Genomic DNA, 25,445 nt, shown 5'->3' with positions numbered 1-25,445 from the left:
TTCCTGTTTATTGAGAATCGCCACGTTTGAATAAATGGGAACAGTTTCCCCATCAGTTCTGTCTTTGGATTCCTTTTGTTTGTGTTTGGTATGCGTGTTATGAGTCAACTATTATTTGCGTCAAGCGGTAGGATAATCATCGCGGTTACTGGATTCGCGATCGCCACCGCTACTCCTTCTCTGGCTAATTCTATCCCCACATCTCCCCTAGAGGTGATTCAGGGGATGGAACTTGCCCAAACTCCCTCAGTAGAAGCGGATACCGTTGAATCGTTGCCTGACGCGATCGCAGAGGCTGTCCTTGATGATATCAGCCGTCGCCATAATTTAGATACATCTGAGCTAAAAATCCTCAAAGTCGCCCGCCAAACGTGGTCCGATGGATGTTTGGGATTAGGTGGTGATCAGATTTGCACTCAGGCGCTAGTTCCAGGGTGGTTGGTGATTGTCGGGAGTGAGGATAAACTGTGGGCGTATCGGACGGATGAGATGGGTTCAGTTGTCGCCCTGGATGAAACCTTAAGCCAGAAAATGACCGCCCGGTATACCGCGACGCTGATTGAAGAACAACGTATCCGCACCCGCAACCGTGAAACTACGGAAATCACCTCCGGGAGTACCACCCGTCAAACCACGCAGGGAACTGTTGATAGTCGCGCTAGTCAACGTCAAACCAACCAAACCACTCAGATGAGTGGGGGGACGACTCAACAGCAACAAGTCGCCGCTAGTGGTTCCCAAATCCGCCAAACTGTACAAACAAGTTTCACGGATATCGCCAGTAATTATTGGGCGCAGGACTTTATTGCTGAATTAGTACGCTTAGATATTATCAGCGGATTTCCCGATGGCACATTTCGTCCCAATGAACCTGTGACTCGCGCCCAGTTTGCGGCGATGATTCGTAAGGCGTTTGAGAAGACGAAAATTCGTAATGTTAGTATTCGGGATGTTTCTAGCCGTCACTGGGCATATAATGCCATTGAAGAAGCTTGTGAAACGGGATTTTTAACGGTTAATTCTGCTAATAACTTTAACCCCAAGCAAAAGTTATCGCGGTTGGAAGTATTATTGGCATTAACTCAGGGGTTAAATTATTCTGTGAATGGATCAGCAACGAACATTTTGCAATTTTATAATGATGCATCAGCGATTCCGACTAATGTTCGTTCGTTAGTTGCTGCGGCGACGCAGCGAGGCATTGTGGTCAATTATCCTAATGTCGAATTACTGAATCCCAATCAGATCGCTACCCGGGCAGAAGTAGCGGCATTTTTGTATCAAGCTTTGGTGAGTACCGGGGAAACCGTCGCAATTTCTTCGCCTTATGTGGCGGCGATTGAATTTGAAGAACTGGAAAATGAGGTGCAAGAATCGGGTGAAGAACAGGAAGTAGAAATGGAGGATGAGAATGATTGGGATGATGACGATGATGATGATGATGACGATGATGACGATGATGATGACGATTAATTGGCTGTAGAATTGCTGCTAAAATCTACTTTTTTTGCCCTCTTCCCTTTTTGATCCCCCTTCCGTCCCCCTTAAAAAGGGGGAGACCAGAGGATGCTTCGCTTTTTGTTCCATGGGGGAGACCAGAGGATGCTTCGCTTTTTGTTCCATGGGGGAGACCAGAGGATGCTTCGCTTTTTGTTCCATGGGGGAGACCAGAGGATGCTTCGCTTTTTTTTATGGGAGATTTAGGGGGATCTCCAACTGCTGCTATCCGGGCAGATTTTCTTTAAGCTGGGCAATATTTTCGGGGCTTAGGGTAAGTTTGACTTCGATTTGTTGCTGTTTATCGCGCAATGTGATACTATGATTTTCCTCTTGATAGTTACTTTCCCATTGAGGATTGGTAATTTCTATTTTCTGATAGACAACTTCCGGAATTCCCACGCGGATGACTAAATTTTTCTGAGATTGAGGATAAATATAAAGCTGAAGCCGTTGCGGATCAAGTTCCAGTTTCCAGGGGGTTGTGCTGCGTTCTTGATCTGTGTCCACTTTTTGCCAGTAGAGGGTAATTCCGCGAATTTGGGGATTTTGCAGTTTAAACTCGTCGTCAAACCGCTGCCATTCCCAGTCGATTTCCTGGGCATTTCCACTGGCAGGAATTAGTCGCTGTCGCCATGCAATTTTACGGTTGTTTAACGCTGTCCAAAATTTACTGATTTTGGTGAGATTTGCGCCATTTTCGGGATTGTCACTATTTTGTTGCCAAGTAATCATTTTTTAGGGAAGGGGGAACGGGGAATGGGGAACACCTCGGACTTCGGCGTGAGCGCGGACCCCTGAGCCTGTCGAAGTTCAGTCGAACGCTTACCTCGACTTACTTCGGCTTCGCTCAGTAACACGCTCGGTAACACGTTCGGTGTGTCATGGGGAATTTAGGATTTATTGTTAGTCAGGTTCATCTAGATGTTCGGCGACGGATTGATACAAGTCGAGAACGTGCTGATCTTGAAGATGATAATAGACCTTGCGACCGCGTTTATGATACCGTACTAATCGCATGGCTCGTAGGGTGCGTAATTGATGGGAGACGGCGGATTCGCTCATATCCAGCGCGGTGGCGATGTCACATACACAGAGTTCTGCGATCGCGAGTAGGGAGATGATCCTCAATCGATTTGTATCACCCAGGGAACTGAACAATTCTGCCATGCGTTGAGCTTTTTCTGTGTTCAGCATTTTTGGCTGCAATGAATCAATCCGCTGGCGTTCAACCTGATGGGGCGGATGGCAATGAGGTGTGTCTGTGTCTGGATTAGCAGAAATGTTTGCCTCTGGCGTGGATAATCGGATTGGCATTGAGGTACTATCTCTTGGCTGTGGAATGGTCTGATTTTATGGTAGCTGACTCAGGGGGTGTTGGGTGTGGGGTGTTGGGTGTGGGGTGTTGGGTGTCGGGTGTCGGGTGTTGGGTGATGGGTGTGGGGTGTTGGGTGTCGGGTGATGGGTGTCGGGTGTTGGGTGTTGGGTGATGGGTGTCGGGTGTGGGGTGTCGGGTGTGGGGTGTCGGGTGTGGGGTGTTGGGTGTCGGGTGTCGGGTGTCGGGAAGATGGGGGAGGTTAACTCAAAACTCTACCTTACCTATTGCCCATTGCCCATTGCCCATTCCCGATTGCCCATTGCCTATTCCCTGTTCCCTGTTCCCTGTTCCCTGTTCCCTGTTCCCTGTTCCCTAAATAAATAACGAATCCCCAATCGCTGGTTCAAGCTAAAATGCAGCAAATGTTCATCTGTTTTTGATGTTAACTCTGTTAGGGAAGGAATATTATGGGTGATTTAGGACAATTGCCTGTCGGAATTATTGGTGCTTCTGGCTATGGAGGCGTACAATTGATACGCCTATTGATGGATCACCCAGGCGTTGAGGTGGTTTATTTAGGAGGAAGTAGTAGTGCGGGGAAACCGTTTTCTGAACTCTATCCTCATTTGGGTCATTGTGTGAATTTGACCATTGAGGAGATTGATTTAGATAAAATTGCCAGCCGTTGTCAGGTGGTGTTTCTCTCGTTACCCAATGGTTTGGCGTGTCAGATGGCGCCGCCGTTGTTGGCGAAAGGGTGTAAGGTGATTGACCTTTCGGCTGATTATCGGTTTAAGAATTTGGAGACCTATAAAACTTGGTATGGGGGAGAACGTAATGACCAGGAAACTGTAGCTTCAGCGGTTTATGGGTTACCGGAATTATATCGCGATCGCATCGCTGAGGCGAAACTGGTAGGGTGTCCGGGTTGTTATGTTACCACCAGTCTTTTGGCACTTGCACCGTTGCTTAAACAAGGGTTAATTCAGCCCGATACGGCGATTATTGATGCCAAATCAGGCACATCGGGGGCGGGGCGTAAGGCGAAAACTAATCTTTTACTCGCAGAAGCGGATAGTTCTGTGGCGGCTTATGGGGTGGCGCGTCATCGCCATACGCCGGAAATTGAACAGATTTGCAGTGATTTGGCGGGTCATGAGGTGATGGTTCAGTTTACCCCTCATTTAATGCCAATGGTACGCGGACTGCTGGCGACGGTTTATGCAACATTACGTGATCCGGGATTAGTGCGAGAAGATTTGGCGACGATTTATAATGCATTTTATCGTGCGTCTCCTTGTGTGCGCGTCTTACCCAGTGGGACGTATCCGCAAACGAAGTGGGCGTGTGGGACGAATTTGTGTTATATCAGCGTTGAAGTTGATCCGCGTACTGACCGGGTGATTGTTATGTCAGTTACCGATAACTTGATTAAAGGTCAAGCTGGTCAAGCGATTCAATGTTTGAATCTGGTTATGGGCTGGGATGAAAAGTTGGGATTACCGTTGTTGAGTTTTTATCCGTAGATCAGGTGATGGGGTGCGGGGGTGCAGGGGTGATGGGGTGTAAGGGTGTAGGGGTGTAGGGGTGATGGGGTGTTGGGGTGCGGCGGTGCGGGGGAGATAGTGCGGGGGAGATAGGGCGGGTTTTGTACGAATGTTATTATCTCATGGCGAGACGAAAGTCCCTAAACCCGCCCCGACAAACCTGGTTCCCTCGATCGCAGCTAAGGGTCAACACTCCCCTAATCTCTAGATAGAGATTCAAGAGAATTTTTTTTGCTACAGTAGCGGACACGGGTATTTAGTAGAATCGATCGCCCGCTGCTTAAAATCGCTTAAATTAGGGTGTGAAATCGGTTTCATGAGGGTGCTAAAAAGCTATATCTCATTTTTTTTGCTTGTTTACGGGGACGTCAAGATAGAACTAACTCTGTCTTGGCTGAAACAATTTCCCCTTTTCTCGTTGGATTGAACCAGGCTTAGGTGCTTACCATGAAAAACCCATTCCGTCAAGATTCACCCTCGTCTTCGCCCACTCCCTCTGAACCGGAGAAGGGTTTGGGTACGTTTGGGGGGGTTTATACGCCGTCCCTGCTGACGATTCTGGGTGTAATCATGTACCTGCGATTTGGTTGGGTCGTGGGGAATGTGGGGTTGTTTGGCACGCTGATTATTGTCACCCTGTCTACGGCGATTACGTTTCTGACTTCGCTGTCGATTTGCGCGATCGCAACGGATCGGGTAGTGAAGGCGGGGGGCGCGTACTATATGATTAGCCGTTCTCTGGGAATTGAAACTGGCGGCGCGGTGGGGATTCCGCTTTACTTTGCCCAAGCGATATCGGTGGCGCTATATACGATTGGTTTTGCTGAGAGTCTGACGCTGGCGTTTGAGGGATTAGTTCAGCATCAGCGGCTGATAGCGATTGTTACCACGATTCTGGTGGCAATTTTGGCGATCGCTTCTGCCCAAATTGCGATTAAGGCACAATATTTTATTATGGCAGCGATCGTGCTGTCTTTGATTTGTTTGGTCTTTGGTTCCCCCGTTGATCCGAATACTCACATTGAACTGTGGGGGAGGAACCCGGACAACTCCGCACCTTTTTGGCAAGTCTTCGCTGTCTTCTTTCCTGCCGTTACCGGGATTATGGCGGGGGTGAATATGTCCGGGGATTTACGCAATCCGACTCGTTCGATTCCCATTGGTACCTTGGCGGCGGTGGGGACAGGTTATGTGGTTTATATGGCATTACCCGTAATTTTAGCAATGCGGGCAGATGCTTCCACGTTAACCAACAAACCCTTAATTATGGAGGAAATCTCTCTTTGGGGACCTTCGGTGTTACTAGGGGTTTGGGGGGCGACATTATCCAGTGCGATTGGTAGTATTCTCGGTGCGCCTCGGGTCATGCAGGCGCTGGCGCGGGATGGGATTTTACCTCGGTGGCTGAAGTTTCTGGGAACAGGTTCTGGATCTGAAGATGAACCGCGTATTGCGACGGTGGTTACATTGGGCTTGGTGTTAGTCGCCGTGGCGTTGGGGGATCTCAACGTAATCGCCCCAATTTTGAGTATGTTTTTCCTCACCACCTATTTAGTCTTGAACGTGGCGGCGGGAATTGAAAGCTTTTTACGCAGTCCGTCGTTTCGCCCCTCCTTCCGGGTGCATTGGTCTTTATCCCTGTTGGGGGCGGTAGGCTGTTTGGGGGTGATGTTTTTACTCAACGCCGTAGCGACAATTATGGCGGCGCTGATTGTATCGAGTGTTTATATTTGGTTAGAACGGCGGGAATTACAAAGTGCTTGGGGGGATGTGCGTCAGGGTGTCTGGATGGCGTTGGTACGCACCGGAATTAATCGCCTCGACTATACGGCTGATACGAAAAACTGGCGTCCTCATATTTTGGTCTTTTCTGGCGCACCCACTCGTCGCTGGCATTTGGTGGAGTTTGCGGCAAATTTAACCCACAAACGCAGTTTATTTACCGTCGCCAGTGTGATTCCCAGTGGATCTCGTGATCCAGCCAAGCAGTTGGAAATGGAAGCCACGATTCGCGAGTATTTAGAGAAGCGGGGGGTGCAAGGGTTAGCCCGGTTAATTACTGCCCCTGATCCGTTTATTGGGGCGGAACGGTTAGTTGAGGCGTATGGGATTGGTCCATTGGTTCCCAATACGATTCTGTTGGGGGATAGTGAACAAGCCTCTCATCGTGGTAGTTACTGTCAGATGATCGCCAACTTGCATCAAGCCCGTCGTAATGTGGTGATTTTACGGGATGTAGAGGAACGGGGATTTGGTCGCCGCAAACGGATTGATGTCTGGTGGGGCGGGTTACAGGCAAATGGGGGCTTGATGTTAATTTTGGCGTATCTGTTGCGAACCAGTTTGGAATGGCGCAGTGCCGAAATTAACCTTAAATTAGTTGTCGCCAATAACGCCGCCGCCCAAGCTACGCGGAGGAATGTGGAAAACCTGACCAAACAACTACGGATTGGGGCGCGATCGCAAGTGATTGAAGCAAAGGGACGCCCCTTCCCCGAAATCCTGCGTCGGTCTTCCCAAAGTGCAGATTTAGTCTTCTTGGGGATGGCGAAACCGATGGATGATTACACCAGTTATTACGAACGTTTGCAAGGTTTAGCCACAGGATTGCCGACAACAATATTTGTGTTAGCCGAACCCGATTTTGCCTTCTCGGAAGTGTTACAGGAGGGGGGCGTGTAGGGGTTTGGTCACCAAACCCTTACTAACGTGCATTCGTGCAACTTAAGCTGAAAACCAAGACGAGTAACCGTTTCACCCTCATCCCCAGCTCCCCCTGCTTCCCCAGCTCCCCCTGCTCCCTTCCCTTACCCACTAGACCCTACTTATCCTCCCCCTAACGGCACAGGGGGTTCCTCTAGGGGACGAATAATCGTGGGGGCGGGTTCTTGTTCAGGTTGCTGAAAGATTCCCTCCAGCGCCTTTTCTAAACTTTCCGCCATGACGATGCGATTTTCATAAACAACAATCACCCGCGCTAAAATAGGCAAGCTATTGCGTTCGGCTTCCAGGTAAAGCGGTTCGACATACAGTAAGGATTGCTCAATCGGAATCACTAACAGATTCCCCTGAATCGCCCGTGAACCTTGACGATTCCACAGTGAGATTTGTTGAGAAATGACCGGATCTTGATTAATTAAGGCTTCAATTTGTTCGGGTCCGTAAATCAGTTCTTGTTTGGGAAACTGATATAAAAATAATTTGCCATAATTCTCACCATCTGAACGCCCTGCCAACCAAGCAATTAAATTATTACGTGCCTGAGGTGTAAAGGGATGGAGGAGAATGAACTCCTCATTCGTAGCCGTTGGCAATTTCATAATCAGGTAGTACGGTTCCAGAGGTTGCAACTCCCTGCCGTAAATCTCCTGGGGAATCCGCCACTGGTCTTCCCGATTGTAAAATACTTGGGGGTCAGTCATGTGATAGGTGAGCAACCGTTCCGACTGAACACTGAAGATATCAACCGGATAGCGAATATGACGTCGCAGCGCCGGAGGCATAGCATCTAGTGGTTGGAATAGCGTGGGAAAAATCTTTGTCCAGGTTTGAATAATTGGATCGTCGGGGTCGGCAACATAGAATGTAATAGTACCGTCATAGGCATCAATGACGACTTTAACCGAATTGCGGATATAGTTAAATTCATTATCACCAGGGTCAGAATAGGGATAATGTTCGCTGGTGGTGTAGGCGTCAACAATCCAGTAAAGATAGGTTTGATCCGTTTCTACTTCCCCACCCTGAGGATTAACACTGACAATATACGGATCGCGATCATAACGTAAGAACGGCGCGATCGCCCGAATCCGTTGGTTGATGTTGCGACGGAATAATACCTTGGTTTCCGGCGTAAAGTTGTCCGTAAACAGCATCTTCCAATCTTTGAGATACTCGGCAAACAACAACCTGCGCCATAGTGAACTAATCTGAACACCCCCATTGCCATCGTAGGTGTTGTAAACATTATCCTCACCACTGGGATAATCGAATTCCCGCACTTTAGTGGGAGTCATCACATAATTTTCCGTGAGTTGTCCGTAGTAAATTCGTGGCGCACCAATCGGAATACTTTCGCGAATCAGTTGGCTAGACGTGGATAAATCTCCACCAACACCGAGATCAGCACCGGTGCCAATATCTTTAACAAAATAGTTGGGCAATCCGCCACTCCCCACCCGATTCACGGGACTCATCGTAAAGCCATAGCCGTGGGTATAAACTAAGTGTTGGTTCACCCAGGTTTGGGCTTGTTCGGGAACCGATTCGTAGGATAATTCCCTGGGTGCAATAATCACCTGTTGCTTTTCAATCGTGAAACCGGGTGTGGGTACGGTTAGGGAAATCTCTGTGTCTTCTGCTTCTAGTTCATCGACTTCTTCTCCCGCAAAGGAAGGCGGAACACCCGTCACTTCTAACGGTAGTCTGTAGCGGTCAATATCAGCATCCGGAAATTCGTAGTAGAGACGGATACGTTGTAGCTGACGATTAGTTTGCAGGATGGGACGAGCATCCCAGAGGCGGATATTGCGAATCGTTAAAATATTTTCATCTAAATCAGCACTGGTGAGTTCGCCTTCGGGGTTAAAGATTTCCACATTAATACTATCCAGATCAAACGCCGCTCGACTCAGAGCGATACTGCGTTCAATATAGGGGCGTTCCCGTTCCAATTCATTCGGCTGCACGCCAAACCGTTGCACCGTCGCCGGGATTAGCCAGCCTGCGATCGCGACCATGATCACATACAATCCCAGTAGGGAGAGTGTTCCCTTGCCACTCCTGTGCAGCGACTTAAACCCGATTATCGGTCTTAGGAGTAAAAATAAAGCAATCCCCAGGGCGAAAACACTTAACCCTGTATTAATCGGTAACTGCGCCTTAACATCGGTATAACTCGCACCATAGGTAACGCCACGAGTGGAATACAGCAGTTCATAGCGCGATAGCCAATAGTGGAACGCCACTGTCGCCATCGCCAAGGAACCTAATCCATGTAAATGATAAAGTTGATGAGCAGAAAATCCGGGAAACCGCCCATGAGACAGGCTATTTCCAGATACCAAATAGGTTAAGGTTACGGCGACTAAACCAAACAGACACAGCCCCCCCAGCCAAAAGTTTAATAGTTGCCACACCGGAAGTTTAAAGACATAGAAACTAATATCCGTGCCAAATAAAGGGTCATTCGCGTTAAAGGCGGTTGGCTGGAAATACTGCAAAATCCTGCCCCATTGTCCGGATACCACTAAGGCAAAAACCACTGGAAAAGCAACAGCCATCGCCGTTAACCAGAATTGGGAATTAACCACCAATGCGATGACAATGATGACTAAAACAATGAGTTGTATAATTTGTGCCAGCAACTGTAGCACTACGTTTTGTATGGAACTCCAATCAAAAGGAGTTGGTAGGGGTGGGGTGACACTGGGCAAATTAAAATCAGGTTGCCAAACGGAGATAGCCACTTCACCGTAATGGAGTAGCATTATCCCCACGAGTACGTCGAGGCAGAGTACGATTGGCAAGAGTAATCCTAACCTCAGCGCTAACGCTCCCTTTTTAAGGTTGACGGGTGTAGAGTCTTGTGTAGGAGTCTTTGGTAGGGTTGGATTGAGTTGAGTAGTTCCCGGAGGTATCCTAGTGGCGTTGGCAACCTCCTTGGCGATGGCGGCGGGATACTTTAGCCGATTGGCGAGAAACAAATTACTGAGTAAAAATCCGGCGGATAAGCAGCCAACAAACGCCCACAAACCTAGCTGAGTCCGTAAGCGTAACCAGAACGCTGACAAATAGTCAAGCTCAATGAACCATAAAATTTCCGCAACCAGGTGAGCCAGCAAATCCCAGGCTAGCCACAACCCCAGAAGCACGATGATGACTTGAAAAAGGCGGTTCCAGATGCGTTTAAACATATTGCTACAGAGCAGCGATAATATAAGTTATAGTAGTCGCCATCAAGCTGAGGACGAATGGCACTGACTTAAGCTGGGTCTGTAGTCGGCACGAAGCGTGCCAGCAGCGAAGACAGCACTGAATACAAACTCTACAGTTAGTATTATTCAGCTTAGGACAGGTTGAATGGCTCTCGCAACCACGTACCAGTAATCAACCTTCTGCCCTGGAACTGTCGCTTGCCAAATTAAATGACATAACTACGGAAGACCCGTCACCCAGATGATTATCATTCTCATTCACGTATTCCTTCTCAATAAACCTGTCAATAAGCTCTCATCTTTTCAAGGCTTGAAGGGGGAAATGCTTGGCCTGCCAAGCTTTTGAGCTGCTTGTCACCCCTTCAGGTTCCAGCTACAAATGGTTAGCAAACAAAATGATGATAATACGAAAAGCTACAGAAGCTGACATTCCTAACATCATAGCAATTGATCATATTGCAGTTGAAGAGGATGATCGAAAACAGCATATAAAAAAATGGGTGCTAGAGGGGAATACGGTAATTGCATTAGATGATGCCGATTTAATTGGTTACGCTGTGCTTGAATACACTTTCTTCTTCCAGGGATTTATCGCAATGTTGATTGTGAAACCGTCAAATCGAAGAAAAGGTGTTGGTACATCTCTAATCTCGCATTTAGAAAGAAATTGTAAAACAAGCAAGTTATTTACTTCAACGAATGAGTCCAATAAACCAATGCAAGAACTAATGGTGAAAATGGAATATCAACCGAGTGGGACTGTATATAATCTTGATGAAGGTGACCCAGAATTATTTTATTTCAAACTCCTTAAAAATGACTGCTAACAAATTTCTGAAGCCGAGGGCATTTAGGCCGCCGGTATCACCTAAAAATTTGTTTAACACGTAGTCCGTGGTAGCGTCAATACCTTGCTAGCCCCCTTACAAGGGTATGTATCATTCCAATAGGATATCCGAGATCGGATAGCGATGGAGCATGATTTTGACATCATGATACAGCAGAATCTTGTGGCAAACGGTACAACTACCATAAGTTTTGCTCAACTGTCAAGAAAAAGCCACTATTAATTCTATTGAGTCAAAAATAGCTAAAACCCTACCTGTCACAGGGATTCAATCTGGAGAAGAAAAATATTTTCAGTAACTTGTAATATCTAGCGTCATACAGGGAACACTTGCTAGAGTAAAGTCTAGACAGCAAAACAGAAAGGAAAACACCTCTGTATTCCGAGCAAATGGGCAAGCCAGAAATTAGGGATTGGTTTACAAGTCCCCTGTAAAAAGTCCTCCCACAAAAGCCGTGGGTGGCGTAACCAAGCGAAATGGTATCTACTGAGTTGCCTAAATACCCGTAAGTCTTATGTCTGAATACACCGCCGCCAGCTTTGCCCCTGTACAAGGATTTATCGAAAAATCCCGCAAACTTCGAGATTTGTATGGATCTTCGCTAATCTTATCCTTTTTGAGTTTTAAACTGGTGCAAAAGGCAGAATGCTTAGGACTCACGGTAATTTCCCCAGGATTGCCCAATGTGGCGAAGGGAATGCCGAATCGGATTCTAGTTCGAGGGAAATTTGACCGCAATCTTGTCCAAAATACTCTCCTAAAAGAATGGCAGACTATTCTAAAGATTTGCCGAGTGTGGATAGAAGATAACTTGGGTATCCCCAAAAACCAGTATTGTTGGTCACAAACTCAAGGAAAAACAGGACAAAGCAAAGGGGAATGGGAACGCTGGGAAAGTTACACTTGGGAAGTCTTTTGGGGATATGGGGACTCGGTTCAAGCCGCCATGGATGACTTGGAAACTCGCAAACTGAGGCGGGATTGGATTGCCATAAACTGGGTGGGCGAGAGTTCCAGTTTAACCGGAACCGATGCGATCGCGTGGCATCAGTTGGGTAAGCTAGACTCTAATCCTGGTCGTTTACTCAGCCAATCGGAACAAGAGGAGATGGAACTATTTTATCGTCGCTTGTCGTGGCTGTTGGATAACCCCGATGAACGAGTCGGACAACCAAGTTTGTCTCTGGAAGAGTTGAGAAAAAAGCAATCTCCACCTGATCAGAATCGCCAATATTTTGAGCAAATTGGCAGGTATGTTGCGCCGAATGAACGCCTGAGTATTCCGGAACTGGTTAAGCGTTTAGTTACCTACGACGTGATTGCTGATCACATTGGTATCGATAGACTCAAAGCCAAAGATGATGACCCAGAATTTAAAGATATTATCCGGGAACCGGGATATTGGACTGCTTGGTTTATGGGGGATGGTGATAAAGTTGGGGATAAGTTGAAAGTCCTGGCGAGTCGCCATGATCATGATCCCCAGCAGCGAGACAAGGAACTCAAACATTTTACCGATTTAATTCGGAAATGGGGACAGGAGTTTCAGAGAAAGCCAGACTTATTTTCCCAGGGAAAAGGACGGGTCATCTATGCGGGTGGGGATGACTTCCTCGGCGTATTGTACAGTAACGAAACCCAATCCACAGAAACACCGGAGAAGCTAAAACCGATAGAGGCGTTGCAGTGGTTATTAGCCTTAGAATCCCACTGGGAAAACCAGCAACAGCAGATTAAACAAGACCTAAATCTGGATTTTACCTATAGTGTTGGCTTTGTTTGGGCAGGACATCAAGTTCCCCAACGGGATATTTTACAGCATTGTCGAGACGCTGAAAAACGGGCAAAGAATCAAGGACGCGATCGCGTAACGATTCGGGTGGTTTTTAATAGTGGTCAATCTGTCCAATGGACTTGTCCCTGGGATTATCTGCATGTCTTAACCAACTATCGTGATCGCGATGGCAAGACCTGGAGTCAGGAACCGAATTGGGGTCATATTTACAGCGATTGGGCGCAGCTAAAAGCCCGTCATGCTATTCCCTTAAATGATAAATTCGGTAACGCTGATGACTCTATTGCCCTGGCTATCTTTGATTTATATTTTCGCGATCGCTCTCCCCGAACTGACCCAAAAAAACCGATTAACAAAGACTACCTCATCGATAGCGATAACTCTAAACATATTATTGGGCAGGATGCTTTAGAAGCAGATTTTATTCAATGGATTGATGGCTTAATTAATATTGGTTGGCAGTTATGTTCAAATTCTTAATTACAATTCAGCCTTTGGGCTTGATGTACGGCAGTTCTGGGGCATTCCTTTCACCGGAAAACTTAGTCGGGCGATCCGGAAGAAAGTTTCCGCCAGATGCAGCCACATTATCCGGTCTTTTCTTCAGTACCAATAAATCGATAGGCTTGGTGGAGCATAAAGAACTTCGAGAGAACTTAGTTATCGCCGGACCATTTTGGGCAAATATAGATCAAGTCGATGATTTTTATGTTCCCCTCCCCCATCATAAGCTAATTGGTAAAACTACGTCTGATGAATGGCAAATTGTTGACCATCAATGGCGTCTCAAGTCCCAAGCCAGAAGCGATGAGATTGAGCCAGACGCGATAGAGTCGAGTGAATCCGATTATCACTGGCTCAGATTAGACTATTGGGATGATGAACCCGAACTTATTCAACAGGATGCTAAAGGAGATTCGCCTGCCGTTGCTGAGAATTCCTGGAACTATGTTTCTATCTTACACCCTCGTCTGAAAAAAGATGAGCGACATGTTTTAGGCGAAGATGGATTATTTCTGGAAACAGCAGTTCAGATGAAGGAAGATACCTGCTTAGTTTACCTTTCGACCTATGAATTACCCAAGGGTTGGTATCAATTTGGCGGCGAAAGTCATATTGTCGAAGTCAATAGTATAGAATTAACCCCAGAAACTCCAATCCAACAACGATTGCAACAGCCAATCAAAAAAGCATTTGCTTTAATTACCCCTGGGGTTTGGGGTTCAAAAGACCTATCCTATCGATATCCTAAGTATAAAGACTTTGCCCGTGACTACAACAAAATAAAGCTACTGACTGAAAAAGCCGTTCCCTACCGCTATCGAATTGGTTATGGAGAGCAGAAAAAAGAATCCTTTAAAACCCGCGCTCCCGGTCGTTTATCTCGTGGGCGTTATGCCGTACCAGCGGGTAGCGTTTATGTGCTTCCGGAACCCTTAAATAAGACATGGTGGGATTTTCCTACAGCCTGGTTTCCGGAAAAAGGGTTGTTGAAAAAGTTTGGTGTTAGTTTGTGTTTGCCGATTAATATTGAAGGAGTAAATGGTTAATGTACAAGAAAGCTTATGGTGTGATCGAAACCCTTGCCCCATTGCATGTGGGCGCAACAGCGGGTGAAGAAAGTGGGAATTTAAACCTAATTTTTAAGGATCAGTTTACGCAAACGGGGATTATTCCCGGTAGTTCGATTCGGGGACGATTTCGCTCCCAAATGCGACAGTCTCATGATGAAGCGGAAGCTAGCTATTGGTATGGACATGAAGCCGAATCAGAGTTATCAGAAAAGACAACCGAATCAGTCGTAAAATTTGAATATGCCTCAATTTTATGGTTACCTGTGTTTTGTCCAGGACAGCCGATAGTCTGGGTAAGTTGTCCGAAGTTGTTGAAGCGATATAAACGGATAGCTGGAAATCTTTCAAACTTACCTGACCCAGAACGTCTGAAATATAAAGGCTCACAGACCTTGACGCCCCTGAATATCAATGGGGAGAATAAATTATTTTTCAATTTTGGGTTTCTCACCGTTGAAGGAACGGAAAATTTATCAGCTTGGTTTCCTCTGGGTAACGAACTCCCATCCGTTGTCGTCGGTGATGATGAAATTGGCATGATTCACGATATGGCGTTGTATCGACAAAGTAGAGTGGCGTTGGAAAAAAATCAAAAACGGGTAAAAGGTAAGGCGTTTTTTAATACGGAAGCTTTACCAGAAGGGACGTTTATGGTATTTCCGATTGCGATTAAACAGTTAAATCCCCGTGAACCCAATGGTGAACCCAAATCCTGGCAACCCTTTGGCAAAAGCCACCAAGGGGACGTCTATCTTGGTGGATTAGAATCCATTGGCTTTGGTCACTGCGAAATCACCGTAAAGGGGGTATAAATATGGCTTTTGAAGCTTATAAATTAGATAAAATTGCCCACGATTTAGTGTTTGAGCATTGCGATAAAGGCGCTCATAACCAAGTCTATAAGATGCGAACAACCGCCTCCTATGGACTGGAGCGATTTTGGGGAGAACAATTGCGACTGTATGATAAGCAAAAAGATATTTACTACCCTACAGCCGCCAGTAACTATTGGGCAGAGACTTGGCAACGGTTTTGTGAAATTCTCTCCCCTGCGGGGATTGAACTGCCTTCAGAGAAACTTGAACCCACGGATAAAGACGCCATCAAACGCATTACCGATTATCTCTGGGCTTTTGATCAAAAGCAGCGAAAAGTAGCCTTAGCGGTACTCATTCAACTGTGTGATTGCATGGTTTGGTGGTCACAACGGTATAAGCCCTTAAAACCAGACAATGATTCTCAGGAGAAGAAGGATGACTGATTCCGATGCTAATCATGTTCCGCTAATGTTCCAGGCACAAATTCCTGATCGCGGTAAAATTCAATATGCGGGTAATGTTAAACCTGCATCAAAATGGGTAGATCAATGGTTGCGAGGGTGTCCCCCATCACCTGCACAAGTTGACAAAACGATTCCAATTTGGAAACGTCGCCCCGTTCAACCCACCGTTAAATTACCCGAATTTGGTGACTCGGTAGAAACCCAAGACTATAAAATTCGCTGGCGGTTGATTACCAATAGTGGTCAAGATGAAGACGTAATTCGTCCGATAATTGGGGCGAAGGGATTACCCTTTTTCTCCGGTTCTAGCATGAAAGGGGCATTCCGTCGTGCTTGCTTAACCGATGCTGAACGCGATCGCTATTGTGGTGGTGAGGAGATTACTCCCCAAGGGGAAACCAAAACCGTTCCCGGTATCCTGCGTTTTCACGGCGGCTATCCGGTGGATATGACATCCTGGGCAAAGCGCGATCGCTTGGTTGATGTGGTTCACGGTCAACAACCCTATCAAGTGATAGATAGTGGTGCGAATCATAGCGCCAATGTGCAAATTTCCCTGTACCAATCCCAATTAAGGTTTGGGATTTCTAGTGTAGAACCCCTGAGTCAACAGGATTGGCAGCAGATTTGGCAGATTTGGGAACGGGCGCTATCCTATGGGATTGGGTCACGGGTGAGTGCTGGTTATGGCTATGTGGATAAAGTGAACCCAAATGGTTCAATTGTCCCCCTTAGCACTTCAGATCGCCGGATTCTCGCGGCTGAGTTGAAAGGAGAGGGACTCGCCTCTCAACTGCTGAATAAAGTCGGCGAGTTTCGCCCCAATATGTTTAAAGCCGTGTTGCGCGGACACACTCTGCGCCTCTTAGCCGGGATCACGAATGAAACTGTGGCGCAAGCCTTAACCCAAAGGATTTGGGGAGGGATTGATGGGGATGCAACGGTGGGGAAGGTGGGGATTTTGTTTACCGTAGATGAAGGGAATCTACAGCCAGGAGAACATGTCTATAGACCTAATTGTAAGCCCATCTCCATGCCCACCTATACCCTCAAACAAGGCAGGTTAGAACTTTTGGCATACGGCGACATTTCCCCACAACTGCGGAAATTCCTGCGCTATCTGCTGCGCTTCTCCATGCTACTGGGCGGTTTTGGCAAATCTTGGCGACGGATTCACCACGGACTATTTTATCCCAGTTATTTCCAAACAGGGGATAAGCCGATGATTGGGTGTCATTGGGAATTTTTACCCGGATCAAAAAAGCTATGGGTACTTAACAATGTGCCTAATCTGGCTTTAGTGACTCGCTTTTTAGAGGAAACCCAACAGAGTGCGATCGCGTGGCTGGAGTCAGCAGGCTATGAACCCCAAGGTTATGTGCAAGACTGGCGGGAAACTTGGCATCCGCATCGGGTTCAGGTTTGGGGACGTATTGCTAAAAATCAGCAGGATAGTCAAGCGGTTGAGTGGTTTCATCGGGCTTATTTTGCTCAACAGTCGATTAAAGATACCGAACTCACTGGATGGGCGGCTAAAAAAGGATTTGACAGTCAAGTGGGGCGAATTTGGCATCGCATGTATCCTCGGTATGTGAAGACGAGGGCGGGGGAATTGATTCGTCTTAAGGATGAATATATTGAGTTGCTGACGGTGTTTCCAGATGACTCAGAAGAAACAGAACAATTTTTGGAATTTTTGGATGAAACCAATGAATTCACCCCCCTTTGGGGAAGAAATCACGTAGGGACATAAGGCTTGCGTCCTTCCCCAAGCTTGCACTATAAATGAGGATCAATAACCATCATGAACATTTGGATTATTACAATAGGCAATAGTGATGTTCAACTCTGGACAAAAGACCATTGGACAAATCTGTACAGAACAGTTAGGAGTCAGTTAGGTGGTCGTGGATTTACACCCACAGAGGGAACAGATGACCGCTTTTTAGTTCCTGGGAGAGTGATGGGTACAGTGTATGGTCAATCTCAGGCACAGGACTATTGGGATGACTTAGCCTTTCCCTTACTCGATAATTTTGTTGGGCTTGTTCAGCACGAAAACATAAAAATCGACCAAATTATTTTAATTTTGACCGACCAAGAAGTCGTATTTAGTCCATCACAACGGCGCTCAACCCAGTCGGCTTACTGGCAAGACACCTGTACCTTGGAGCCAATTGTAGCAACCTATCTTAAAGACAAACTTCCTCAAGCCCAACTTAAATCCCTCTTACTGCAACCCCAATCCCCAACCGAAGGGTTAGATGATTGGGATAGTGTTCTGAAACTAATTCAGTCAGAATTAGCTCAACTTGACTTTCCTGATTCTGCAACAATTTATGTCAGTCATCAAGCCAGTACCCCGGCAATTTCTTCAGCCGTTCAGTTTGAAACATTATTACGATTTGGACATCGGGTGCAATTTTTAGTCACCAGTGAGCGGGATAAAGAGTTAACCAAAATACTGAATCGTTCAACCTATCTGCGGGGGATTCGCCAACAAGAGGCAAAAACCTTGCTGGAACGCTATGATTATTCCGGCGTGAAAGCGTTATTGGCTCCCTACTTAAAACCAGATGTAGAAATTTTATTAGATGCTGCGATTCAATGGAATTCAGCGAAGTTTGATGATTTTGCTAAGAGGCTGTTAGACTATCCTGATAACCAATTGCGTCAAGCCGTTCAGGAACGCACAAAAGAAGATAACTGGTGGTGGACAGCTTATGAAGCGGCTTATCTGGGAGTAGTACGACTTGAGCAAGGGAATACCGTTGAAGCACTATTCCATAGTTTTCGTGCTGTGGAGGGCTTAATTGCAGCATGGGCTAAATTCAAGTATCCCCAGTATGTTAAAGAGGAAAAAGATAAATATGGCAAAAAAGCTCTTTTTGTCAAAAGAGAAATTCAAGAAAAAATGCCTGAATATCGAAAAAAAGACTTTCTCAAACAACCAAAAATTAAGCTTTATAGCCAATCTCTTTATGATTTATTACAAGAGGACAAGAAAACCTGGAAACAAAACGGTGATATTAAGGTATTTTTCAAGGATGCCAGAGATGAAAGAAATAAACTTTTTCATAAGGTATTAGGATTAAAAAGAGATGAAGTTTACCAAGCCTGGGGAATTAGAACTCCAGAAACCAATCCAACAGAATTAGATTTGCAAAAGGCAGACAAAAGTTGGCAAGATAGAGTATTAGGTTGTCTTAATTTCGTATCTGGGAAAACTTTTAAATTTCTAGATAAACCAGAGTCAGATGGAACAGTCGCAAGCTTGATGGCAAAAGTGTATCAGAAATTAAGAGATGAGATAAGCGGTTCGGCATTTAAACCTTAATGTCAATAACGGTGAAATCCTTGTAGTGCGAGCATCTTGCTCGCTACTAATACCCAATCTTGCTCTTATAGCGAGCGAGACGATCGCACTCCTGTTCTCTTTTGCCTATTGCCTATTGCCTATTGCCTATTGCCTATTGCCTATTGCCTATTGCCTATTGCCTATTGCCTATTGCCTATTGCCTATTGCCTATTGCCTATTGCCTATTGCCTAATTAACGATACCGTGCCGCAACTGCTTGTGCGGCTTGGCGATGCTTTTCCACTAAATCGGGTGGGGAGAGGACTTGAGCGCATCCCATATAACGGTAGACCCAGCGACTGAACTCGTGGAAGGAACGCGGGGGAAGCTTGATCATGTAATCGACGTGAATATATTCACCGTTGCTATCTTTCTTGGCACGAAGTTTTTGATGGGGGTGGCGACATTCACCTTCTAAAATAAAAGTGGTTACTGGGGGTGAAAATCTAACTTTCACCTCTTCTAATAATAACTTTCCCTGCCGTTCTAGTTGTTGGTCACAGGGAGTTCCCAGATAAATACCCCAGCCAGTGGTCATCAGCTTTTGCGCTTCCTTGAGACTTTCTCGCTGTTTTTGCTGTCCTCGTCCTGTTGGGTCAATATGATGGCAGTAGTCTTTAAACCGATCTAATCGTCCTACCTCTAGATGTTGGTTTTCTGAGTATTCGTAAAGCAGATACCAGGCAATGTCATGGTAAAACAGTTGTAAGGGATAAACCTGGATATAGCCCGTTCGCTGTCCATAGGGTTCCCGATGGCGGTAAAGTTCGACTAACTGACCTTTGGCGATCGCGACTTCTAATGCATCTAAGCAGTGAAATAAGGTGTGGCGGTTCTTGCCTTTGGCTTGCATTTGCTGGGGGTCAGTGTAGATTATCGGGCGATTCAGATAGGCACGCACCGGGTAAGAGAAGTCGCCGTTACTGTCTAAATCTAATCCCCGCAATCGCTTCTCTAGAATCTGATAAATTTCGCGGATTGTGGGGTCACCTTGGTAAGTTGCTTGGGAATGTAGGGCGTTGAATGCTACTTTTAGTTCCTCCCAACTCATGACGCCGGTTCCCAGGTAATATCCCCAACGATACATTCGGCGATCGAGAATGCCAAACTCTCGTAGGGTTTCTAAGTCTTTGCGGAGAGTGCCAATAGAGGGATAGTTGTCAGGGAAGGTGATACCGAGGGATTGGGCAAATTCCTGTTCCTTCTTTTGCAGAGGTTCTAAGGCATTGTGATGTTGACCCTTTTTGGGTCGGTCTAAAGGGTTGCAACAGCCGATGCCGGGGTGATTGATCAAGGTAGCGATTAGTAGCAAAATTCGCTCGAACGAGAGGCGATCGGCGTAGGGGTGGAGTTGAGGTTTCTTAGGCATAGCTATCTAAGATAATCCAACTCGATGTTAACAGGCAAGAGAAAAGAAACTACTATTGAACCTAAAAAAATAGACGGACAAGGATTTTATAAGCGTTAATGTACGGGGATTTTGCTTGACATTGTAATCAAAGTTTGAATAGTGTCTTTTTGTGGTTTTTTCTGGGATTTGAAGTTAGGCTAATTTTTATCAATCGTAGAAATCAACAGGGAAACGCGATCCCGTACAGGTTTTTCATCTCTTAAACTAACCTTAAACCAATCTTCACATTAAGCTAATGACACCTTCAGTTATAACCACAGGATTAATTTTGGCACTGATCACCGTGCAGTGTCATTCACCAGGAAATCCACCAGTTTCTCCCACCGAAGAGGCAGTGAATCCTATGTCCCTATCTGAATCTCCAGTAACAAGTCAACAGGATAACGCTGTCGAATCACCATCACCAAAACCAACAGAAACAGTCAGCCCAAATGGAGAAGAAAATCTGCCGGGATGCGTGAATTGGAACTGCAATTGCAGTGACTTCACTACACAAAAGGAAGCCCAAAGGGTGCTGGATGAGTTCCCGGACGATCCTCATGGGTTGGATAAGAACAATGATGGAGTAGCTTGTGAGAGTTTGCCGTAATTGTTCATTGGTCATTTTTTAGTTTATCACTCAAACATCCTCCAGTAAAATTTGTTACTGCATTAATCATGTATATTTCACCTCGCGCAGCCAGAGTGCGTAATAGTCTGGTGTCTCTATTCAATGGTGGTATTACCTTGATTCTTTTGTTGATTGCGCCATTAGGGTTGGCAGCAGTAATTGTAAATACACTGCTGGTTATGAGTTTATCTTACATAATCGCATATTTGGCAGACCGCGTGATTGTATGGCTGCTGCCTGTATCCCAAACTGAGTTATTTTCTGAAATTTCTTCCCAGTCGGGGAGTTTGCGTCGCCAACGGCAACAATCAAATGTTGAGTATTCGTCACATTGGTATCAATGAAAACTTTATACGTCTCCCAACAGGGTTGTTATATTTCCCTTAACGGTGAAATGCTTTTGGTTAAACAAGGCGACACTATTCATGCCCAAGTGCAATTACCTTTAACAGAACAGATTCTTTTATTCGGAAAGTCACAGGTGACAACTCAGGCAGTTCGAGCCTGTTTGTGGCGGGATATTCCCATCGCTTATTTGTCTCGCATGGGCTATTGTTATGGGCGACTGATGTCTATTGAACGGGGCTATCGCCAACTGGCTCATTATCAGCAGCAGTTGGTGATAGGTGAAAGGTTGACGGCAGCACGGGCAATTGTCATCGCTAAGCTTAGGAATTGTCGCATATTAATGCGGCGACAACGGCAGCGCAATCGCTCGAAAAAACTAGAAAAGGTGTTGCAAAGTTTAGATTATTTGGCAAATCAAGCTAGTCAAGCGGATTCGATTGAACAGCTAATGGGGTTTGAAGGGGCAGGAGCAGCACAATATTTTGAGGTGTTTGGGGAGTGTTTGGCTAATTCAGAGTTTGTATTTACCCAGAGAACTCGCCGCCCTCCAGGGAATCCAGTTAATGCAATGCTAAGTTTTGGTTATCAAATTTTGTGGAATCATTTACTGGCACTAATTGAGCTTCAGGGGCTTGATCCCTATCAGGCATCTCTACATCAGGGGCATGAACGTCATGCGGCGTTGGCGTCGGATTTAATTGAAGAATTTCGCGCCCCTTTGGTTGATGCTTTAGTAATGTGGCTAGTTAATCGACATATCATCAATGAATTGCAAGATTTTTTCTATAAAGATGGGGGGTGTTATCTCAATGAATCTGGGCGTAAGAAGTTTCTCCATGCATTTGTACAGCGAATGGAGGAGGAAATTCAAGATGAGGCAGGGGGTAAGCACCCAAAATGGGACTTGCTTAATCAGCAAGTCAAAGCTTATAAGCAGTTTGTTTATAATCCTAGCCAGGGATATCACCCCTATCAAAATCGATAGAGAATGCTTTTGTATGTAGTAGCCTATGACATTCCTGATGACAAACGCCGGAAAAAGGTATCCGATTTATTGGAAGGGTATGGTCGGCGAGTGCAGTATTCGGTGTTTGAGTGCCAACTTTGTAGGTCGAAATTTGATGAATTGCGGTCTAGACTGCAAAAACGGGTCAAGTTATCGGAAGATAGCATTAGATTTTATCCTTTGTCGCGGCACACTCTGGAGCAGGTAGAAACGTGGGGTATTGGTTCACCTGTCCCAAAGCCAACTGGAAGTACAATTATTTAATTTGGCGAAGGTCAGGTAAAATGCCGGAAAATCCTATTGTTTCGTTCTGAACCTCGCTGCCTTGTCCTGTAAGGGTTTGAGCAATTTTCGCGGCAAGATTTTTGGGATTTTGGCAAGTGTTGGCGCTGAACCTCGCTAACCGCCTCTGGAATTCAGGCAGGGCAAGGGGTTAAAATCAAGGGGTCCCCACTCGCTGGGGAAATCAGTTGAATGGAAACGTTTTCAAAGGAAGAGTATGAGCTAACGCACTGCGTCCCCACTCGCTGGGGAAATCAGTTGAATGGAAACTAGTTATTGCGAAAGGGAGTAGCCGTTAGCCCTAAGTCCCCACTCGCTGGGGAAATCAGTTGAATGGAAACGCTGCTGCACTGTACGAACACTACAGCAGCTTGGAGTCCCCACTCGCTGGGGAAATCAGTTGAATGGAAACGCAATTTTCGTCGCACAGGTTCGCACCCTGCAATCCCCGTCCCCACTCGCTGGGGAAATCAGTTGAATGGAAACTTTACTTAATTTAGCCCCGCTTAGGTCAGCCCCAATTAAGGTCCCCACTCGCTGGGGAAATCAGTTGAATGGAAACAAGTCAGCCGCATTTAAGTGTAAGTCAGCCCAGTTTAAGTCCCCACTCGCTGGGGAAATCAGTTGAATGGAAACTTCGTAACGAGGGGTAGATCGAGGCTGATGGTATTGTCCCCACTCGCTGGGGAAATCAGTTGAATGGAAACTTCGTAACGAGGGGTAGATCGAGGCTGATGGTATTGTCCCCACTCGCTGGGGAAATCAGTTGAATGGAAACAAGTTAGCTCCAATTAAGTGGGCTTTACTTAAGTTGTCCCCACTCGCTGGGGAAATCAGTTGAATGGAAACGACTGAATAGCCGCAATGGTCGTTCCATCAGAAACAAGTCCCCACTCGCTGGGGAAATCAGTTGAATGGAAACATCCATTGCCTGCGCTGAACATGATCTAATTTTTGAGTCCCCACTCGCTGGGGAAATCAGTTGAATGGAAACTTTCTCCATCGCAGCTAATTGCTCTGGGTGCGTCAAGTCCCCACTCGCTGGGGAAATCAGTTGAATGGAAACGATCGCGCCTATCTTTTCTTCCAACGTCTCAGGATAGTCCCCACTCGCTGGGGAAATCAGTTGAATGGAAACCTCAAGGAATTTATAAAAACCATTGGGGTGATCGAAGAACGTCCCCACTCGCTGGGGAAATCAGTTGAATGGAAACTAAGATCAAGCGATCGCGTTCTTGTCCATCCATCAGGGTCCCCACTCGCTGGGGAAATCAGTTGAATGGAAACATCTTCTATCCATTCTGGAACAATAGGATTAATCCCAAGTCCCCACTCGCTGGGGAAATCAGTTGAATGGAAACTTGTTGGTGATTTTGTGATCCATCCCGTCATGGTGTAAGTGTCCCCACTCGCTGGGGAAATCAGTTGAATGGAAACTTCGTAATCCGCGCCATTGACCTTTCCCAAAACCGGTCCCCACTCGCTGGGGAAATCAGTTGAATGGAAACTTGATAATATGTGTCAGCGTTGTACAATGTCGCTTTGGTGTCCCCACTCGCTGGGGAAATCAGTTGAATGGAAACCAGATACAGATTGATTGGTCGCTGAGTGCCGTTACATAGTCCCCACTCGCTGGGGAAATCAGTTGAATGGAAACCAGCCGATGACTTCTGATCCTTGCCAGACAGGACAAGCGTCCCCACTCGCTGGGGAAATCAGTTGAATGGAAACTTGATAAATAGGCTGGTGATGATTGTACTTTAAATGTAGTCCCCACTCGCTGGGGAAATCAGTTGAATGGAAACGTTGATTGAGTCGAAGCTGGCAGAATCAGAAACAGTGTCCCCACTCGCTGGGGAAATCAGTTGAATGGAAACTCTTTACAGACAGATAATAACTCTTCAAGTTTTTTAAGTCCCCACTCGCTGGGGAAATCAGTTGAATGGAAACGTTTAATCGCTTCACTCATTTGTCTAAAAATCTCAGTCCCCACTCGCTGGGGAAATCAGTTGAATGGAAACGCGGTTAGCAAGGTTTTAGAAAAGTAGTCTTTGTCTAGTCCCCACTCGCTGGGGAAATCAGTTGAATGGAAACTTTAGAAGCCCTTCTTCCCGCAGGTCTTTTCCTTTCGTCCCCACTCGCTGGGGAAATCAGTTGAATGGAAACTCACAAGATCACAGTAACTTTGAGCGAGTAAAATTGAGTCCCCACTCGCTGGGGAAATCAGTTCAAACTGGAAGCATAAGTTGTCCGTTTTCTTTGGCTGTAACCCTCATTCCCTCGTAGGAGGGAGGGAGAGCGACAATCGGACTTGGGTAGAACCATAAAGTGTCCCGCCAGTTGTAAAAATCTGATGTAGCCATAAGTGTATTGACTACAAGGTTTTTGGAGTTCAACCCTTTCAATCAGAGTGCGATCGCGTTGAGGAGCCATCAGGTGAACAAACCCAAAAGATAGTAACTCGAATCGATCCAGGCAAACTATTCACAACGTTGACATCCTCCCAGCGCTAAAAGCGCGGGATTCCTAAACCTCACGATTTAGGTTTCTGCTTCATTGCAACCGCCCTTAAACCCGAAGATTCTTAGGTCTTATGTTCGCTCCACAGACTAGCCCCGCAAGCCCTGCGGTTA

The 25,445-nt window shown here is 46.2% G+C and carries 21 protein-coding genes and 1 CRISPR repeat array; of the genes, 17 read left to right on the top strand and 4 right to left on the bottom strand.

The genetic code is table 11. The features are described from left to right. The first annotated feature begins 99 nt into the window (after positions 1 to 99). Positions 100 to 1,473: an S-layer homology domain-containing protein gene (locus RIC07_RS34810; protein WP_446398509.1), complete on the top strand. Its 1,374-nt coding sequence runs from the start codon at positions 100 to 102 to the stop codon at positions 1,471 to 1,473. Positions 1,474 to 1,722: 249 nt separating this feature from the next. Here RIC07_RS34810 and RIC07_RS34805 read toward each other — a convergent pair whose 3' ends face one another. Together RIC07_RS34805 and RIC07_RS34800 are read right to left on the bottom strand one after the other, a co-directional pair. Continuing rightward, positions 1,723 to 2,232: a hypothetical protein gene (locus RIC07_RS34805; protein WP_446398508.1), complete on the bottom strand. Its 510-nt coding sequence runs from the start codon at positions 2,230 to 2,232 to the stop codon at positions 1,723 to 1,725. A gap of 171 nt (positions 2,233 to 2,403) precedes the next feature. Further along, on the bottom strand, positions 2,404 to 2,814 hold the full coding sequence (locus RIC07_RS34800) for an ArsR/SmtB family transcription factor (RefSeq protein ID WP_006105339.1): 411 nt from the start codon (positions 2,812 to 2,814) through the stop codon (positions 2,404 to 2,406). Here RIC07_RS34800 and RIC07_RS34795 point away from each other — a divergent pair. The 4 genes from RIC07_RS34795 to RIC07_RS34780 all read left to right on the top strand — a co-directional run bounded on the left by RIC07_RS34795 (position 2,808) and on the right by RIC07_RS34780 (position 7,044). Further along, entirely contained in the window at positions 2,808 to 2,987 is a 180-nt protein-coding gene (locus tag RIC07_RS34795; RefSeq protein WP_446398507.1) for a hypothetical protein, read from the top strand. The genes RIC07_RS34800 and RIC07_RS34795 overlap by 7 nt on opposite strands. Next, positions 2,963 to 3,199: a hypothetical protein gene (locus RIC07_RS34790; protein ID WP_446398506.1), complete on the top strand. Its 237-nt coding sequence runs from the start codon at positions 2,963 to 2,965 to the stop codon at positions 3,197 to 3,199. The genes RIC07_RS34795 and RIC07_RS34790 overlap by 25 nt, the downstream gene beginning before the upstream one ends. Before the next feature lie 83 nt (positions 3,200 to 3,282). Then, complete coding sequence (gene argC / locus RIC07_RS34785; protein WP_446398505.1) at positions 3,283 to 4,341, top strand: N-acetyl-gamma-glutamyl-phosphate reductase; 1,059 nt, start codon at positions 3,283 to 3,285, stop codon at positions 4,339 to 4,341. 468 nt (positions 4,342 to 4,809) lie between these two features. Then, positions 4,810 to 7,044, top strand: coding sequence for an amino acid permease (locus RIC07_RS34780; protein ID WP_446398504.1), 2,235 nt, complete (start codon positions 4,810 to 4,812; stop codon positions 7,042 to 7,044). Positions 7,045 to 7,187: 143 nt separating this feature from the next. Here RIC07_RS34780 and RIC07_RS34775 read toward each other — a convergent pair whose 3' ends face one another. Beyond that, the gene (locus tag RIC07_RS34775) at positions 7,188 to 10,277 is read right to left on the bottom strand and encodes a UPF0182 family protein (protein ID WP_446398503.1); all 3,090 of its coding nucleotides are present in this window, start codon (positions 10,275 to 10,277) and stop codon (positions 7,188 to 7,190) included. Between the two features lie 347 nt (positions 10,278 to 10,624). Here RIC07_RS34775 and RIC07_RS34770 point away from each other — a divergent pair, with 347 nt between their 5' ends. The 8 genes from RIC07_RS34770 (at position 10,625) to RIC07_RS34735 (ending at position 19,348) form a co-directional block, all read left to right on the top strand. Beyond that, positions 10,625 to 11,125, top strand: a complete 501-nt coding sequence (locus tag RIC07_RS34770) for an N-acetyltransferase family protein (protein ID WP_446398502.1) — start codon at positions 10,625 to 10,627, stop codon at positions 11,123 to 11,125. Between the two features lie 535 nt (positions 11,126 to 11,660). Further along, positions 11,661 to 13,421 (top strand): Cas10/Cmr2 second palm domain-containing protein, encoded by a 1,761-nt coding sequence (locus RIC07_RS34765; protein ID WP_446398501.1) that lies wholly within the window; start codon positions 11,661 to 11,663, stop codon positions 13,419 to 13,421. Further along, positions 13,406 to 14,491 carry a type III-B CRISPR module-associated Cmr3 family protein gene (locus tag RIC07_RS34760; protein WP_446381526.1) on the top strand — a complete coding sequence of 362 codons (1,086 nt, stop codon included), beginning with the start codon at positions 13,406 to 13,408 and terminating at the stop codon, positions 14,489 to 14,491. Before RIC07_RS34765 ends, RIC07_RS34760 begins: the two co-directional genes overlap by 16 nt. Beyond that, the gene (locus tag RIC07_RS34755; protein WP_446398500.1) at positions 14,491 to 15,327 is read left to right on the top strand and encodes an RAMP superfamily CRISPR-associated protein; all 837 of its coding nucleotides are present in this window, start codon (positions 14,491 to 14,493) and stop codon (positions 15,325 to 15,327) included. Before RIC07_RS34760 ends, RIC07_RS34755 begins: the two co-directional genes overlap by 1 nt. 2 nt (positions 15,328 to 15,329) lie before the next feature. Further along, the gene (locus RIC07_RS34750; protein WP_446398499.1) at positions 15,330 to 15,776 is read left to right on the top strand and encodes a hypothetical protein; all 447 of its coding nucleotides are present in this window, start codon (positions 15,330 to 15,332) and stop codon (positions 15,774 to 15,776) included. After that, positions 15,769 to 17,550, top strand: a complete 1,782-nt coding sequence (locus RIC07_RS34745) for a hypothetical protein (RefSeq protein ID WP_446398498.1) — start codon at positions 15,769 to 15,771, stop codon at positions 17,548 to 17,550. The genes RIC07_RS34750 and RIC07_RS34745 overlap by 8 nt, the downstream gene beginning before the upstream one ends. Before the next feature lie 51 nt (positions 17,551 to 17,601). After that, positions 17,602 to 19,134, top strand: a complete 1,533-nt coding sequence (locus tag RIC07_RS34740; protein WP_446398497.1) for a hypothetical protein — start codon at positions 17,602 to 17,604, stop codon at positions 19,132 to 19,134. 25 nt (positions 19,135 to 19,159) lie between these two features. Then, complete coding sequence (locus RIC07_RS34735) at positions 19,160 to 19,348, top strand: hypothetical protein (protein WP_446398496.1); 189 nt, start codon at positions 19,160 to 19,162, stop codon at positions 19,346 to 19,348. Here the strand turns inward: RIC07_RS34735 and RIC07_RS34730 are convergent, their stop codons facing one another. Then, positions 19,349 to 20,524, bottom strand: coding sequence for a helix-turn-helix transcriptional regulator (locus tag RIC07_RS34730; RefSeq protein ID WP_446398495.1), 1,176 nt, complete (start codon positions 20,522 to 20,524; stop codon positions 19,349 to 19,351). Between the two features lie 277 nt (positions 20,525 to 20,801). Here RIC07_RS34730 and RIC07_RS34725 point away from each other — a divergent pair, with 277 nt between their 5' ends. The 4 genes from RIC07_RS34725 (at position 20,802) to cas2 (ending at position 22,794) form a co-directional block, all read left to right on the top strand. Next, complete coding sequence (locus tag RIC07_RS34725; RefSeq protein WP_446381537.1) at positions 20,802 to 21,155, top strand: excalibur calcium-binding domain-containing protein; 354 nt, start codon at positions 20,802 to 20,804, stop codon at positions 21,153 to 21,155. A 68-nt stretch (positions 21,156 to 21,223) separates the two neighbouring features. Further along, positions 21,224 to 21,520, top strand: a complete 297-nt coding sequence (csx18, locus tag RIC07_RS34720; RefSeq protein WP_446398494.1) for a CRISPR-associated protein Csx18 — start codon at positions 21,224 to 21,226, stop codon at positions 21,518 to 21,520. After that, positions 21,517 to 22,509: a CRISPR-associated endonuclease Cas1 gene (gene cas1, locus RIC07_RS34715; protein ID WP_446398493.1), complete on the top strand. Its 993-nt coding sequence runs from the start codon at positions 21,517 to 21,519 to the stop codon at positions 22,507 to 22,509. Before csx18 ends, cas1 begins: the two co-directional genes overlap by 4 nt. Before the next feature lie 3 nt (positions 22,510 to 22,512). Continuing rightward, positions 22,513 to 22,794 carry a CRISPR-associated endonuclease Cas2 gene (cas2, locus tag RIC07_RS34710; protein WP_446398492.1) on the top strand — a complete coding sequence of 94 codons (282 nt, stop codon included), beginning with the start codon at positions 22,513 to 22,515 and terminating at the stop codon, positions 22,792 to 22,794. A 182-nt stretch (positions 22,795 to 22,976) separates the two neighbouring features. Next, positions 22,977 to 25,051: a CRISPR direct-repeat array (repeat unit 36 nt; unit sequence GTCCCCACTCGCTGGGGAAATCAGTTGAATGGAAAC). Positions 25,052 to 25,445: the final 394 nt, after the last annotated feature.

Source organism: Coleofasciculus sp. E1-EBD-02 (assembly GCF_040218245.1).
Classification (GTDB): domain Bacteria; phylum Cyanobacteriota; class Cyanobacteriia; order Cyanobacteriales; family Coleofasciculaceae; genus Coleofasciculus.
The sequence above is the reverse complement of the archived record's forward strand: the minus strand, read 5'-3'. Positions and strand labels throughout refer to the sequence as shown.